The organism is Xanthomonas sp. (assembly GCF_017163755.1).
Lineage (GTDB): Bacteria > Pseudomonadota > Gammaproteobacteria > Xanthomonadales > Xanthomonadaceae > Xanthomonas_A.
The window spans coordinates 21772-37124 of record NZ_JAFIWC010000037.1 but is presented as its reverse complement, the minus strand read 5'-3'; the positions used below and the strand labels follow the sequence as shown (position 1 = coordinate 37124).

Sequence of the window (15353 nt, the reverse complement as noted above, 5' to 3'; positions counted from 1 at the left end):
CCTCCCCGAGCGGTTCCGGTCCCCAGCGGTTACACTGGCCACCCATCGCCACGAGGCAGGCACACACTTGGCCAAGCCCAATTACTCCTTCGAGAAGCGTCAGCGCGAGATCGCGAAGAAAAAGCAGCAGGACGAGAAGGACGCGCGCAAGCGCGAAGCGCGCGAGGCGGCCAAGGCCGCAACGGACACCCCGCCCAAAGCGCCGGACACCGACGCCTGAAGCGCCTGGCGGGCGTCGCGCGTTGATCCTGAGCGCAACGCCGACGTACCCGGTATACGCCTGACCGGCGTGTCCGATCGCGCCGCCGCGTCGCATCGTCGCTGAAGACCCGGCAGCGCGGCATGTGGCGCAGATGGAATCGCGCCAGCGGTCAGCCGGTGCCGGCTGCCACGCCGGCGGCGGGCAGCGTCGGCGGAAACCACTGCGCACGCGCCAGCCAGCCCTGCAGGAACCTGGCCAGCGCCGGACGCGCCTGCGCCAGCTCGCGGCAGTAGTCGATGCGGCCCTGGCGGTACGGCGCATAGACCTGCGCCGGACCGGCCGCCTGCCTCGGCTCGTCACCTGCGCGATCGGCAAGGCCTCGGCGACTGGAAGCGTGCCTTCCCGGCTTAGCCGTCCACGCCTCGCCCACCCCACCGTCACGATCCGTGCGCGCGACGCCGCGCACAGTGGTCATTCCTGTTGCCGCACCGGAGACCATGCATGGCCAGCCCGCAAGAACTGGAAGAGAAATTCTGGAAGGCGCTCAAGTCCGACCGCACGGTGATGCTCGGCCTGGACGGCGTGGAAGACGGCCACGCGCGCCCGATGACGGCGCAGTTCGAAGGCGACCGCGGCGGCCCGATCTGGTTCTTCACCGCCAAGGACAATGCACTGGTGCAGGCGCTGGCGCACAGCGCGCAGCGGCGCGTCATCGCCGCCTTCAGCGCCAAGGACCACGACCTGTTCGCGAGCATCAGCGGCACGCTGAGCGTCGACAACGACCGCGCGGTGATCGACCGGCTGTGGAACGGCTTCATCGAAGCCTGGTACGAGGACGGCAAGGACGATCCGAAGCTGGCGCTGTTGCGCCTGGACCCCGACCACGCGCAGATCTGGCTCAACGGCTCCAGCCTGATGGCTGGCATCAAGGTCCTGCTCGGCATCGACCCCAAGCGCGACTACCAGGACAAGGTCGCGGACGTGCCGCTGCGCTGAGGACGTGGCGCGCAGCGCCGATCCGAGCGGGTATTCGATGGCGTCTGGCGGCGCCCTGCGGTGGCCGCCGCAACTGCCTGCAACGCGAGAGGCGAGGCGCGACCGAGCAAGCGTCGCCTTCAGAAGGCGGTCCCGGCTGACCCCGCCGTTGTCGTGATAGAACGCCACGTCGGCCACGAACAGCTGCGCGAACGCCGGCAGATCGCAGGCGTTGCAGGTACCGAACAGACGCTGGTCAATCGCCGCGATGGTGTCGCACAACGCTGCGGCGGCACTGTCCGCCACCGGCTCCGCCGTGCGGGCATCGGCCGCGCATGCCGTCAGCAACAACGATCCCATCCCTTCGCCATTCGGTGCGGCTAGTGAGCCGGCCATGGCGACCGCCGCAAGGGCACAGACCCGAAAGGGCACGCGGACGCCAGGACCTGGCGGGCAGCCGACACCCGGCAGGCGCAATCACCTGCAGGCCGCGCGGCCACCACCGGCTCCGACCGCAGCGCTACATGTTGCGCCGGTACTCGCCGCCCACCTCGTACAGCGCATGGCTGATCTGGCCCAGGCTGTGGGTCTTCACCGCCTCCATCAGCGCGGCGAAGACGTTGCCGCGTTCGCGCGCGGTGCGCTGCAGGTAGCCCAGGCCGGCGGCATCCGCCGCAGCCGGCGCCGCGGCATCGCCGTACCATGCGCGCGCGACAGAGGACGCCATGGCGTTGCGGCGCCGCTGCCAGCCCTGCACGTTGCCGATCTGCTGGGCCTTTTCCTGCTCCGTGGAGCGGATCAGTTCGATCTGCGTGGCCACCTCGCCGGCATGCTCCTTCGGCAGGAAGGTGTTGACGCCCACCAGCGGCAGGCTGCCGTCGTGCTTCTTGTGTTCGTAGTACAGGCTCTCTTCCTGGATCTTGCCGCGCTGGTACATGGTGTCCATCGCGCCGAGCACGCCGCCGCGCTCGCTGATCGCCTCGAATTCCTTGTACACCGCCTCCTCGACCTGGTCGGTGAGCTGCTCGACGATGAAGCTGCCCTGCCACGGGTTCTCGCAGAAGTTCAGCCCGAGCTCCTTGTTGATGATCATCTGGATCGCCACCGCACGGCGCACGCTTTCCTCGGTGGGCGTGGTGATCGCCTCGTCGTAGGCATTGGTGTGCAGGCTGTTGCAGTTGTCGAACAGCGCGTACAGCGCCTGCAAGGTGGTGCGGATGTCGTTGAACTGGATCTCCTGCGCGTGCAGCGAGCGGCCGCTGGTCTGGATGTGGTACTTCATCATCTGGCTGCGCTCGTTGGCGCCGTAGCGCTCGCGCATCGCGCGCGCCCAGATGCGCCGCGCGACGCGGCCGATGACCGTGTACTCCGGGTCCATGCCGTTGCTGAAGAAGAAGCTCAGGTTCGGCGCGAAATCGTCGATGCGCATGCCGCGCGCCAGGTAGTACTCGACGATGGTGAAGCCGTTGCTCAGGGTGAAGGCCAGCTGGCTGATCGGATTCGCGCCGGCCTCGGCGATGTGGTAGCCGGAGATCGACACCGAGTAGAAGTTGCGCACTTTCTGCTCGACGAAGTACTGCTGGATGTCGCCCATCATGCGCAGCGCGAACTCGGTGCTGAAGATGCAGGTGTTCTGCGCCTGGTCCTCCTTGAGGATGTCGGCCTGCACCGTGCCGCGCACGCTGGACAGCGTCTGCGCCTTGATCTGCGCGTAGGTCTGTGCGTCCACCAGCTGCTCGCCGCTGACGCCGAGCAGGGCCAGGCCCAGGCCGTCGTTGCTCGGCGGCAGTTCGCCGTGGTAGCGCGGACGCTCCCGGCCCTCGAACAGCTGCGCCAGGGTCCGTTCGGCCTGCGCCCAGCGCGCCGCATCGGCCCGCAGGTACTTCTCCACCTGCTGGTCGATCGCGGTGTTCATGAACATCGCCAGGATCATCGGCGCCGGACCGTTGATGGTCATCGACACGCTGGTGGTCGGCGCGCACAGGTCGAAGCCGGAGTACAGCTTCTTCATGTCGTCCAGCGTCGGCACGTTGACCCCGGAATTGCCGATCTTGCCGTAGATGTCCGGACGCGGCGCCGGGTCCTCGCCGTACAGGGTCACGCTGTCGAACGCGGTGGACAGCCGCGCGGCCGGCTGGCCCACGCTCAGGTAGTGGAAGCGGCGATTGGTGCGCTCGGGCGTGCCTTCGCCGGCGAACATGCGGATCGGGTCTTCGCCGGCGCGCCGGTACGGATAGACGCCGCCGGTATACGGATAGCTGCCGGGCAGGTTCTCCTTGCCGAGGAACCTCAGCAGCTCGCCCCAGCTCTTGTAGCGCGGCGCGGCGATCTTCGGGATCGGCTGGTGGCTCAGCGACTGGCGGTAGTTCTCCACGCGGATGGCCTTGCCGCGCACCTCGTACTCGGTGACCTCGTCGGTGATCGACTTGAGCCGCTGCGGCCACTCGCGCAGCAGTTTCAGCGATTCGTTGGACAGCGCCTGCACGGCGTCGTTGTAGCGCTGGCGCAGCGCGAACAGGGTGCGGTCGGCGGCGGCGGGGTGCTGCGCCGTCGCCGCCGGCACCGCGCCAGCCGGCAGCGTTGCCGCGTCGGGCGGCGCTGCGCCGTCGTCGTCGAGCAGCCGCGCCTTCTCCACCGGCGCGCCGCGCTGCATCGGCGACGGCAGCAGGTCCGACGCGTCGTACAGCTCCAGTTGCCTGGGCAGCCGCGGGTCCTGCAGCTCGTGCAAGGCCTGCCAGAACGACTGCGCGCGGTCGGCCGCCTCGGCCTGCTTGTCGACCGCCGCATTGAGCGCACGGCCCTGTTCGGCGATCTCGGCCAGATAGCGCACGCGCGCGCCCGGGATCAGCACGGTGGCGCGCGGCTCCTTCAGCGTGGTGTCCAGTTCGGGGCGGAAGTCGCAGCGCAGCGCTCCGGCCGCAGGCGCCTGGCCGGTTGCCGCGCCGGTCTGCCCGGCATGCGCGGCGTACTCGATCGAAGACGGTCCCGGCGACACGCCGGCCGCGGCGTCCAGCCCCAGCTTGCCGCGAAGCAGCCGGCACAGGTTGACGAACATCCAGCTGATGCCCGGGTCGTTGAACTGGCTGGCGATGGTCGGATATACCGGCACATCCTCGTCGGCCATCTGGAACGCGACGCGGTTGCGCTTCCACTGCTTGCGCACGTCGCGCAACGCGTCTTCGGCGCCGCGCCTGTCGTACTTGTTCAGCACCACCAGCTCGGCGAAGTCGAGCATGTCGATCTTCTCCAGCTGGCTGGGCGCGCCGTAGTCGCTGGTCATCACGTAGACCGGGAAATCGACCAGGTCGACGATTTCCGAATCGCTCTGGCCGATGCCGGCGGTCTCCACGATCACCAGGTCGTAGCCGATGCCCTTCAGCAACGCGATGCAGTCCTTGAGCACGGTGTTGGTCGCCGCGTGCTGGCGGCGCGTGGCCATCGAGCGCATGAACACGCGCGGGCTGCGCAGCGCGTTCATGCGGATGCGGTCGCCGAGCAGCGCGCCGCCGGTGCGGCGCCGGGTCGGATCCACCGACACCACCGCGATGCGCATCTGCGGGAAACTGGCCAGGAACCGGTTGAGCAACTCGTCGGTGACCGAGGACTTGCCGGCGCCGCCGGTGCCGGTGAGGCCCAGCACCGGCGCTGTGCGCCGGGTGCGGGACTCGGGACTGGGGACTCGGGACTCGGACGTGCCCGGCAGGCCGGATTGCCACTGCTTGCGCAGCAGGGCCAGCTCGGACTCGGAGAACGCGCCATCCTCGAGCGCCGACAGCACCCGGCCGATGCCGATCTCGTCGTCGATGTGCGGCAACGACGCGCCGGCCTGTTCCGGGTCCCGAGTCCCGAGTCCCGAGTCCCGCGCGCGCGAAGCGCGCTGCACCACGTCCTCGATCATCTCCACCAGGCCCATCTTCATGCCGTCGTTGGGGTGGTAGATGCGTTCGACGCCGTAGGCCTGCAACTCGGCGATCTCCTCCGGGGTGATGGTGCCGCCGCCACCGCCGAACACGCGCACGTGGCCGGCGCCGCGCTCGCGCAGCATGTCCACCATGTACTTGAAGTATTCGACGTGGCCGCCCTGGTACGAGGACAACGCGATCGCGTCGGCGTCTTCCTGCAGCGCGGCGCGCACCACGTCCTCGACGCTGCGGTTGTGCCCCAGGTGGACCACCTCGGCCCCCTGCCCCTGGATCAGCCGGCGCATGATGTTGATCGCCGCATCGTGGCCGTCGAACAGGCTCGCGGCGGTGACGAAACGCAGCGGACTGGTGTCCGGCTGCGCCAGCGGGATGCGGGACGCGGGAAGGCTCATCAGAAATAACATCACATCGAAAGATGTCACGATTCTAGGCCTGCCGGCGCTTATGGGCAGGTTGCGCTGCAACATCAGCATGCAAATATCTCTCGCGTGAATGGGGCATCGGCATGCGTCAACGGCACCACGACGCGCCGCGTTTCCAGCCACGTCGGCAGCCGCCGATGTCGCTGGAGAAATCGCATGTGGATTCGTCCTTGGTTGCTGTGCGCCTTGCTGGGCACCGGGCTGGCCGGTGCGGCGATGGCATCGCCGGCACAGGCGCGCACGGTGGTGGAGGTGTCGGTGCGCAGCGCGCCGCCGCCGCCGCGGTTGGAGCGGGTCGTCGTTCGCCCGGGCTACGTGTGGAGCCCGGGCTACTGGCACTGGAACGGGCGCCGCCACGTCTGGGTCGGCGGCCGCTACGTGCTGGCGCGCCCGGGGTATGTGTACGTGGGACCGCGCTGGGAACACCGCGGCCCCGGCTACCGTTTCCACCGCGGCTATTGGGTGCATCGCTGAGCCGCGAGGAGCGCGGCCGCCGCACGCAGCGGCCGCGTTCCACGTCGATGCTGCAACGCGTCGTGACCGCGTCGCCAGGCCTGGCGATAGTGGGCACGCGGCGCCGTACCGCGGCGTATCCTTGGGGGAGGACGCGATGTTCGAGCACTCGATGTCGTGCGCCATCGCCGCGCTGCCACTGGCGGCCCGCGCGTTCTCCGCTTCCATGACGCAAAGCGACGGGCGCTTCGGCCAAGCCCCGCAGATGCCGCTGCGCCTGCGCGGCCTGTCCGCTTCCGGCCCGGCCACGCTCTGCCGCGGCCGGACCCGTCAGCTCAAGCGCCCAGGCCTGTAACCGATGCCGCGGCCGATTCCGCGCGGCGCCTACTGGATCGCGGTCGCGGTGCTGGTGGTCGCGGCCGCCACGGTCGCCGCGTGGCGCGAGCGCCCGCGCGACGCGGCCTCGCGGCAGCCGCTGGGCGAGGCGATCGGCGATTCGCTGCGCGCGGCGGCAGAACGCGATCGCGCATCTCCCGCAGCGCCCCCGGCGCCGGCGCCGCGCGCCAACCGGCCCGACGGCGGCGTGCATTTCGATGCACGCGGCCAGGTCTTGCCGGATGCCGGGCTGCGGCGCCATTTCGATGGGTACCTGAGCGCGTTCGGCGCGCAGGATCCGGTCCGCGTCCGCCAGCGCCTGGGCGACGACCTGGCCGCGCGCATGAGCGCGGCGCAGGCGCAGGCGGTGCTCGACTGGTTCGACCGCTACGCCGCTTATGTGCACGCGGCCAGCGCCTTGCCTGAAACCGCCGATCCGCTGGAGCGGCAGCGCCGGCTGCAGGCGCTGCGCTCACGCCTGCTCGGCGCCCAGGCCGCGGCCGGCTTGTTCGTCGACGAGACCGCCGGAGCTGCGGGCGCGTCCGCCTTGCGCGACCTGCAGGCCTACCGATCCGAGCCGATCGCGGCAGGCGCGGGTGTCGCGTCCGCTGGACGAGCGGATGCGGATCCGTGCGCACTGGACGCGACGCGCCGGCCGGACGCGCTGCGGATGCAGCCGCGCTGACCAACGCGAGCATCCGTGGCTGATACGGTGCCCGCGGCACGATGCGCGCCCGCTTGCGCGAAGCGGCCGCAGGCGGCGTCGCGACTGCGACAGCTGATCTCCCGCTGAAGCGCGAACGCGAGGTCGCAGGCAGCGAGATCGCGCTGCCTATACTCGGCCGTATCCCCTTCCTGCTGGAGTTCGGCATGGCCCACACCGTCCTTTGCGGCAGCGAGCGCGTTGCGCCGCCGGGCTGCGTCGATGCCGGCAAGTTCCCCGCCGAGCGGCGGCTGCGCGTGCTGCTGGCGCTGCGCCAACCGGCGCTGGACGCCGCCGCCGCGCAACTGCTGCGGACGCCGGCAGCGGACGCGCCGGCCGCGCTGTCGCGCGCCGAGTTCGCCGGGCGCTTCGCGGCCAGCGCGCAGGACCTGCAGCGGATACAGGCCTTCGCCGACGATTACGACCTGCGCGTCGAGCAGACCCACGCGCACGGCGGTACGGCGATCCTGGAAGGCAGCGTGCAGCAGTTCGACGCGGCGTTCCGGGTGGACCTGCGCCAGTTCCAGCAGGGCGAGCGCCGCTTTCGGGGACGCACCGGCGCGGTGTCGATCCCAAAGGCGCTGGAGGGCATCGTCACCGCGGTGCTGGGCCTGGACGACCGGCCGCAGGCGCGGCCGCCGACGCGCGCGCTGGAGCGCCCGCCCGCGGTCGCGGCAGCGATCGCCCAGCAGTACACGCCCGCGCAGCTGGCCGAGCTCTACGGCTTCCCCGAGCACGACGGCGCCGGCCAGTGCATCGGCATCATCGCCCTCGACGGCGGCTACGAGACGGCCAAGCTGGCCGCCTACTTCGCCGAACTGCGGCAGCCGGCGCCGCAGGTGGTCGAGGTGCTGCTGGCCGGCGCGCAGAACCGGCCCACCGGCAACACGCGCAGGGCCGACGTCGAAGTGCAGATGGACGTGCAGATCGCCGGCGCGATCGCGCCGGCGGCGAAGATCGTCGTCTATTTCGCGCCGAACACCGACAACGGCTTCCTCGAGGCCATCGTCGCCGCGATCCACGACCGCGAGCACGCGCCCGACGTGCTGGCGATCAGCTGGGGCTTCACCGAGTCGCTGTGGACGCCGCAGTCGCGCGAAGCCTACAACCGCGCGTTCCAGGCCGCGGCGCTGATGGGCATCACCGTGTGCGTGGCGTCCGGCGACGACGGCGCCAGCGACGGCCAGCCGGGCCTGAACGTGTGCTTCCCGGCGTCCAGCCCGTTCGTGCTGGCCTGTGGCGGCACGCGGCTGCGGGTGGACGCGCAGGGCGCGCACGAACAGGCCTGGGCGCATGGCGGCGGCGGGCAGAGCGCGGTGTTCGCGCAGCCGGCGTGGCAGCAGGGCCTGGCGCTGACCGGCGCCGGCGCGCAGCGCCAGCCGCTGACGATGCGCGGCGTCCCCGACGTGGCCGCCAATGCCGATGCCGAAACCGGCTACTACGTGCATATCGATGGCCAGCCGGCGGTGATGGGCGGCACCAGCGCCGCCGCCCCGCTGTGGGCCGCGCTGCTGGCGCGCTGCTACGGGGTCAACGGTGGCGGCCGCGCGTTCCTGCCGCCGCGGCTGTATGCCCACGCCGACGCCTGCCGCGACGTGGTCGAAGGCGGCAACGGCGGTTTCCATGCCGCGCCCGGCTGGGACGCGTGCACCGGGCTGGGCGTGCCGTACGGCACGCGCGTCGCCGCAGCGCTGGCCGGCTCGCCCGCACCCGCGCCGGGCTGACAGCTCGCGCGCATCCTCTGGCACCGAGGGGGCGGCATGGGCGACCACGACACGCCACGGCGGCCCGCGCAGCGTCGCAGTTCGGACCGAGACGACCGCCCGGCGCGGCTGCGGCAGGCGCCGGGCATCGATGCCGCCGGCGCCGTCCAATTGCTTTAAAATGCGCGCATCGCGACGATCAGGACCCGTTCCGGAACCGTCGCGTTTTTTGTTTTCGCCGCCTCATTAGGCAAAGTTCCTGGGACCAGGGTGCCAAGCACCTGCAACGCCAGCGGAGCCCCACCGAATGCTTTTCGAAACGCTAGCCACCACCGGCCACGAACAGGTCGTCTTCTGCCACAACCGCGACGTGGGCCTGCAGGCGATCATCGCCATCCACAACACCGTGCTCGGCCCGGCGCTGGGCGGCGTGCGCATGCGCCCCTACCCCAGCACCGACGCGGCGCTGCAGGACGCGCTGCGGCTGAGCCGCACCATGACCTACAAGAACGCGCTGGCCGGGCTCAACATCGGCGGCGGCAAGGCGGTGATCATCGGCGATCCGAAGGCGGACAAGTCCGAGGCGCTGTTCCGCGCGTTCGGGCGCTACGTGGATTCGCTGGGCGGCCGCTACATCACCGCCGAGGACGTGGGCACCGACGTCAACGACATGGAACAGATCTACCTGGAGACCGAGTACGTCACCGGCGTGCACCAGGTGCACGGCGGCTCCGGCGACCCGGCGCCGTTCACCGCCTACGGCGCGCTGCAGGCGCTGATGGCCTCGCTGCAGCGCAAGCTCGGCCACGAGGAGATCGGCAAGGTCAGCATCGCGGTGCAGGGCCTGGGCCACATCGGCATGGAACTGGTGAAGCTGCTGAAGGAACGCGGCGCCAAGCTGTACGTCACCGACCTGGATCCGGCGCTGGTCGAGCGCGCGGTGGCCGAGTACGGCGCCGAGGCGGTCAAGCCCGACGAGATCTACGACGTGGCCGCCGACGTGCTGGCGCCGTGCGCGCTGGAAAGCGCGATCGACGAAGCCACGCTGCCGCGGCTGAAGGCCAAGATCGTCTGCGGCACCGCCAACAACCAGCTGGCCAGCGCCGCGGTCGGCGAAGAGCTGCACCGCCGCGGCATCCTGTACGCGCCGGACTATGCGGTCAACGCCGGCGGGGTGATGAACGTGTCGCTGGAGATCGACGGCTACAACCGCGAACGCGCGATGCGGCTGATCCGCAGCCTGTACCACAACCTCGGCAAGATCTTCGACCTGTCCGAGCGCGAGAACATCCCGCCGCAGCAGGCCGCCGACCGCATCGCCGAAGCGCGCATGCACTCGATCGGCAAGCTCAAGCTGCCGCTGGGCCGCACCGCGCCACGATTCATGGCGCACCTGCGCGGCGAATAGCCCTGCCCAGCGCGCGGCGCCGGCGATCCGCGCGCTGGATCGATGGTTCGAGTCCGCCGGAGTCCCTTGCACCACCTTCGCTGCTACGCATCGCCCTGCAGGGAGCGACCTCGGACACGACCAGCGAAGACGCGACCCATCCGTCGCCCGGAGCGCCGGGACGGATGGCCAAGCCCCAGACGCGCTCCACCAGACCCCGCAGACTTCTCCGCGCAAGGCGTCCTTGTGGGAGCGACTTCAGTCGCGACGAACGAAGACGCGATCCTCAGCGCTCAGTGCATCGGGACCGGCGGCCAAGGCCACCGGCGTCCTCCATGAAAACCGCGCGACGCAAGCCGCGCCATCCCGGCAGGCGTGGCCCTTGGCAACCTCGGGCCGCCAAGCGCAACGAACGCGCCGCGGATTCTCCGCTGCGGGCCTGCGTCGGGGCCGAAGCCCCCCACAAGGCCTGCGCGCTCGCCGCGACCGACTCAGAACCCCAGGCTGTAACGCAGCGACATCGCGTGATCGTCGCCGCGCGGGCCGAAGCGCTGGTCGTAGCCGAAGCCCAGCGCGCCGGCGCCCCAGCGCTGGTCGACGCTCAGCCCGAACAGCCCGCCCGAACGCGCCGGCTGCAGGTCGACCAGCGGCGCCCACGCGTCCACGCCGACGAAACTGGCCTGGCGCTGCAGCCCTTGTGCGGCCAGGGTCTGCTGCCATTCGGCGTAGCCCTGCAGCGACCAGCCGCGCCAGCCGTAGCCAGCACGCAGCCCGGCCAGCGCCTGGCTGCGCGAGGTGGTCGCGGCATCGGCCATGAGGCCGAAGCCGTCGCCGCCCTGTTCGCGGAATCCGTCGCTGTCGACGCGGCTGTAGTCGGCGCCGGCATACGGCGTCAGCCACGCCGCGCCGCGCCCGAAGCGGTAGCCGACCTCGACGCTGCTGGACAGGAAGCGCCCGTCGTAGCGGCTGGACGCCTCGGCGACGGTGTCGCCGAGCAGCAGGCTGCGGTCGAGCTGGCGCCGGTACTGCCCGGTACCCAGTTGCGCCAGCGCGTAGGCGTCGCCGCTGACCGCACCGAGATAGGCCTGGCCCTGCACCTGACGGTCGCGGCTGCGGTCCAGGCCACCGTCGCCGCCGTCGTTGGCGCGGGTCTCGCCGAAGGCGAAACCGGCCACGGCATGTTCGCCCAGGCGCAGGTCCTGGCCCATCATCCAGCCGTCGAGCTGGAACCGGCTGCCGGCGAAGCTGCCCTGCCCGCTGTCGCCCAGGCGCTGGCTCCACGCGCCGATCGCGCGCGGCTGATCGACCAGGCGGTCGAAGCGGCCGGACAGCGCGCGGCGTTGCAGGTCGATGTTGTCGAAGGTCATCGCCGTGGCCGCCGCGTGCGCTTCGCCGGACAGGCTGCGCAGCGTCGCCGTCGCCGCGGCCGCGCTCGGCGACTGCTGCACCGCGCCGGCCGCCTTCAGCAACGACGCATCGACCGTCGCCGGATCCTGGCTCAGCTGCGCATCCAGTTGCGCGAACGCCGCATCCACGCGCGTGGCGGAGGCGAGCGTGGCGGCACCGATATCGCCAAAGCCCGCCGCCGCCGCGGTGACGCTGAGCGCCTGCACGGTGATCGAGGCGCTGGAGCCGTCGTAGGCGAGCGAGGAGGTCAGGAACACGTTCGCCGGGGTGCTGACCGAGTCGAAGGTGCCGCTCAGCCCGCCGGTGGTCTCGAGCACCTTGTACGCGGTGTTGTTGACCACGTAGTCGCGCTTGCCCAGCACGTGGAGCTGGCCGCCCTGCAGGGTGGCCGTGCCGTTCACCGCGAGCTTGTCGCCGACCAGCAACGCCAGGCGGCCGGTGGGGGTCTGCACGTAGTTGCCGCTCAGGCTCAGCGTCGCGGTGCCGACCTGGAAGGTGCCGGCATTATGGACGTCGCCACCCAGCGGCCCGGTGCCGATGAGGGTGGCGCCGCTGCTGATGGTGACATCGGAGCCGCCCAGGCTGGCCGCGCTGAGCGTGCCGGCCTGTACCCGGGTATCGCCGGTGTAGCTGTTCTGGGTGCCGCTCAGGGTCAACGAGCCGCTGCCCTGCTTGACCAGCCCGCCGCTGCCGGCGATGTCGTTGGCCCAGGTCGAGCTGCCGCTGAAGGACACGGTGACATCGCCCCAGTCGAACCTCGCCGGGCCGTTCACCGCCTTGCCGACGTTGAGCAGGCCGTAGCCGAAGGTGGCGTCGACGCCGGCTGCGCCGAGGTCGGTGGCGGTGCCCAGCAGCGTCTGCCGCACCAGGTCGTTGCTGAAGTACGGATAGGCCTGCCACACCAGCGCCGCCGCGCCGGACACCAGCGGCGCGGCGAACGAGGTGCCGGCACCGTAGTAGTAGTCCAGGTCGCCGGCACCGGTGGCGGTGGTCGCCGCCGGATCGACGAACACCGCGGTGCCCGGCGCGACCAGGCAGTAGCGCATCGCCACGCCGCAGGCGTTGGAGTACGACTCCAGCTGGGTAGCGTTGGTCGAATCGACCGCCGCGACCGCCAGCCAGCCGCGCTCCAGGTCCGCCGCCGGCAGGGTGCCGTTGGGGCCGGGCTGGCTCGGCAGCGAGGCGATATCGGACGGGGTGGGCCGGGACTCGTTGCCGGTGGCGAACACCACCAGGCCGCCGTGGTTGAGCACGAACGGGCGGTACTCGTCGGCGATCTCGTTGGTGGCGCGGGCATCGGTCCAGTAGATGCCGCCCCATGAATTGTTCATTATCTGGACCCCGTCGGTGATCAGATCCTGGTGGATCGCCGCCAGCCCCAGGGCGCCATCGGTCTCGTTGCCCTGGCCGCTGCCATCGTCGTCGGGCGACTCGTCGTTGATGATGCGCGCCGATACGATCACCGCGCCCGGCGCCACGCCGCCCGGCCACAGGCCGACCGCGCTGCCGGCGGCCAGCTGCGCGACGGTGGTGCCGTGGCCGTCGACGTCGTCGATGTTGACGTTGTTGATCGCCGGATCGACGTAGATTCTGTTCGACTTCACGCGATCGAACAGCGCCGGATGGTTGCGGTTGACGCCGGTATCGACCACGCCGATGCGGTAGTCGCTGCCGTCGTAGCCCTGGTCGTGCGCCGCGATGCTGTTGGTCAGCGCCAGGTGCGCGTCGACCGCCGGCTGTGGCGGCGGCGGCGAGGTCGGTGGTGGCGGCGGCGGAGAGGTCGGCGGAGAGGTCGGCGGCGACGTGGGAGGCGAGGTCGGCGGCGAGGTCGGCGGCGGCGAGGTCGGCGGGTCGTTACGGACCAGACCGCCGCCGCTGCTGCCACCGCCACCGCATGCGCTCAGCGCGACCGCCAACGCGGTCGCCAGCAGCGACCGTGCCATCAACTTCTGCATCTCTCTCTCCTTGCACTGCCACGCGGGGCGGCGACGTCCTGTTAGCGGCCGCAAAAAGGCGGACCTGAGTTCAGCGCAAATTTATACTGGAAACCCGCACCCGCGTCAGTGCCCGTGTCCGGCGCGATTGGCAGAACCTGCGCCGGGGCCGATAATCAGCGGCTAACCTTCGCAGGATCGCCTCATGACCGAGATCGTCATCGCCGCCGCCAAGCGCACCGCCATCGGCGCCTTCCTGGGCCAGTTCAACGGCGTGCCGACCCCGGAATTGGGCGCCGCCGCGATCCGCGCGGCGCTGGCCCAGTCCGGCATCCCCGCCGCCGACGTCACCGAAGTGATCATGGGCTGCGTGCTGCCGGCCAACCTGGGCCAGGCGCCGGCGCGCCAGGCCGCGCGCGCGGCCGGCCTGCCCGACGCCACCGGCGCCACCACGATCAACAAGGTCTGCGGCTCGGGCATGAAGGCGATCATGCTCGGCCACGACCTGATCAAGGCCGGTTCGGCCAGCATCGTCGTCGCCGGCGGCATGGAATCGATGAGCAACGCCCCGCACCTGCTGCCGAACTCGCGCACCGGCAACCGCTACGGCAACTTCCAGGCGGTGGACCACATGGCCTGGGACGGCCTGACCAATCCCTACGACGGCCAGGCGATGGGCGTGTTCGGCGAGGCGACCGCGGAGAAGTTCGGCTTCAGCCGCCAGGACCAGGACGCCTACGCGATCGAGTCGGTCACCCGGGCGCAGGCCGCGCAGCGCAGCGGCGCGTTCGACGACGAGATCGTGCCGGTGACCGTGGCCACGCGCAAGGGCGAGGCGGTGTTCGCCAGCGACGAGCAACCGGCCAAGTCCGACGTGGCCAAGATCCCGACGCTGAAGCCGGCCTTCAAGAAAGACGGCACGGTGACCGCGGCCAGCTCCTCCAGCATCTCCGACGGCGCCGCGGCCACGGTGCTGCTCAGCGCCGAGGATGCCGCGCGCCGCGGCATCGCGCCGCTGGCGCGGATCGTCGGCCACGCCACGTTCTCGCAGGCGCCCGAATGGTTCACCACCGCCCCGGTCGGCGCGATCGGCAAGCTGATCGACCAGGTCGGCTGGAGCCTGGACCAGGTGGACCTGTTCGAGATCAACGAAGCCTTCGCGGTGGTGGCGATGACGCCGATCAAGGAGCTCGGCCTGGACCCGGCCAAGGTCAACGTAAACGGTGGCGCCTGCGCGCTCGGCCACCCCATCGGCGCGTCGGGCGCGAGGCTGGTCGTGACATTGGTGAACGCGTTGCGCACGCGCGGCGGCCGCCGCGGAATCGCCACCTTGTGCATCGGTGGCGGAGAGGCCACGGCCATCGCCATCGAATTGATTTGATTGAATTTAACTGTTAAAACACAAAAATGAATGCGCGTGCGCTTGACAGCCGACTTTGGCTTGTCATCATGTAAGAGGCGCGCATTAGCGCGTTGCCTAACTAAACGACGAGGATAGACACACATGAGCATCAACAAGCTGCTGATCGCAATGGCCCTGGGCCTGGCCCTGGCCGCATGCTCGAAGCAGGAGCAGGCGCAGGACGCCGCTGCTTCGGCTAACGAAGCCGCCACCGACGCGCAGGCCGCTGCCGACCAGGCCGCCGCTGCCGGTTCGGCCTCTGCCGATTCCGCCCAGGCTGCTGCCGACACCGCCGCCACCGCTGCCAACACCGCGGCCGACGCTTCGCAGGCCGCTGGTGCGGCTCCGACCGACGCCGCTGCCGACCAGGCTGCCGACACCGCCAAGACCGCGGAAGACACCGCTGACCAGGCGAAGGACGCTGCCGAAGAAGCCAAGAAGTAATAACTTCTCGCTTCAGGCATGTC

11 protein-coding genes and 1 pseudogene are annotated in these 15353 nt (G+C 70.5%); 9 read left to right on the top strand and 3 right to left on the bottom strand.

Annotated elements, in window-relative coordinates:
• Window positions 1–220, top strand: a pseudogene (locus tag JR065_RS19480) (hypothetical protein); the annotation flags it as partial.
• A 151-nt stretch (window positions 221–371) separates the two neighbouring features.
• Here the strand turns inward: JR065_RS19480 and JR065_RS19475 are convergent.
• Entirely contained in the window at window positions 372–677 is a 306-nt protein-coding gene (locus JR065_RS19475; protein WP_206236106.1) for a hypothetical protein, read from the bottom strand.
• Window positions 678–703: 26 nt separating this feature from the next.
• On the opposite strand from JR065_RS19475, the gene JR065_RS19470 reads away from it, so the two are divergent.
• The gene (locus JR065_RS19470) at window positions 704–1198 is read left to right on the top strand and encodes a pyridoxamine 5'-phosphate oxidase family protein (RefSeq protein ID WP_206236104.1); all 495 of its coding nucleotides are present in this window, start codon (window positions 704–706) and stop codon (window positions 1196–1198) included.
• Window positions 1199–1697: 499 nt separating this feature from the next.
• Here the strand turns inward: JR065_RS19470 and JR065_RS19465 are convergent, their stop codons facing one another.
• Entirely contained in the window at window positions 1698–5492 is a 3795-nt protein-coding gene (locus JR065_RS19465) for a methylmalonyl-CoA mutase family protein (protein WP_206236102.1), read from the bottom strand.
• Between the two features lie 186 nt (window positions 5493–5678).
• Here JR065_RS19465 and JR065_RS19460 point away from each other — a divergent pair, with 186 nt between their 5' ends.
• From JR065_RS19460 to JR065_RS19440, 5 genes are all read left to right on the top strand, one after another.
• Window positions 5679–5996, top strand: a complete 318-nt coding sequence (locus JR065_RS19460) for a YXWGXW repeat-containing protein (protein WP_206236101.1) — start codon at window positions 5679–5681, stop codon at window positions 5994–5996.
• 136 nt (window positions 5997–6132) lie between these two features.
• The gene (locus JR065_RS19455; RefSeq protein WP_206236099.1) at window positions 6133–6330 is read left to right on the top strand and encodes a hypothetical protein; all 198 of its coding nucleotides are present in this window, start codon (window positions 6133–6135) and stop codon (window positions 6328–6330) included.
• Between the two features lie 3 nt (window positions 6331–6333).
• Window positions 6334–7035, top strand: a complete 702-nt coding sequence (locus JR065_RS19450) for a hypothetical protein (RefSeq protein ID WP_206236098.1) — start codon at window positions 6334–6336, stop codon at window positions 7033–7035.
• A 185-nt stretch (window positions 7036–7220) separates the two neighbouring features.
• A complete protein-coding gene (locus JR065_RS19445) occupies window positions 7221–8777 on the top strand; it encodes a S53 family peptidase (protein ID WP_206236096.1) in 1557 nt (518 codons plus the stop codon).
• 286 nt (window positions 8778–9063) lie between these two features.
• Window positions 9064–10164 (top strand): Glu/Leu/Phe/Val dehydrogenase dimerization domain-containing protein, encoded by a 1101-nt coding sequence (locus JR065_RS19440; RefSeq protein ID WP_206236095.1) that lies wholly within the window; start codon window positions 9064–9066, stop codon window positions 10162–10164.
• Window positions 10165–10634: 470 nt separating this feature from the next.
• On the opposite strand, the gene JR065_RS19435 is transcribed toward JR065_RS19440, so the two are convergent.
• Window positions 10635–13505, bottom strand: coding sequence for a S8 family serine peptidase (locus JR065_RS19435; RefSeq protein ID WP_206236094.1), 2871 nt, complete (start codon window positions 13503–13505; stop codon window positions 10635–10637).
• A 184-nt stretch (window positions 13506–13689) separates the two neighbouring features.
• On the opposite strand from JR065_RS19435, the gene JR065_RS19430 reads away from it, so the two are divergent.
• Together JR065_RS19430 and JR065_RS19425 are read left to right on the top strand one after the other, a co-directional pair.
• On the top strand, window positions 13690–14865 hold the full coding sequence (locus JR065_RS19430; RefSeq protein WP_206236092.1) for a thiolase family protein: 1176 nt from the start codon (window positions 13690–13692) through the stop codon (window positions 14863–14865).
• Window positions 14866–14988: 123 nt separating this feature from the next.
• On the top strand, window positions 14989–15330 hold the full coding sequence (locus JR065_RS19425; RefSeq protein ID WP_206236090.1) for a hypothetical protein: 342 nt from the start codon (window positions 14989–14991) through the stop codon (window positions 15328–15330).
• Window positions 15331–15353 lie beyond the last annotated feature (23 nt).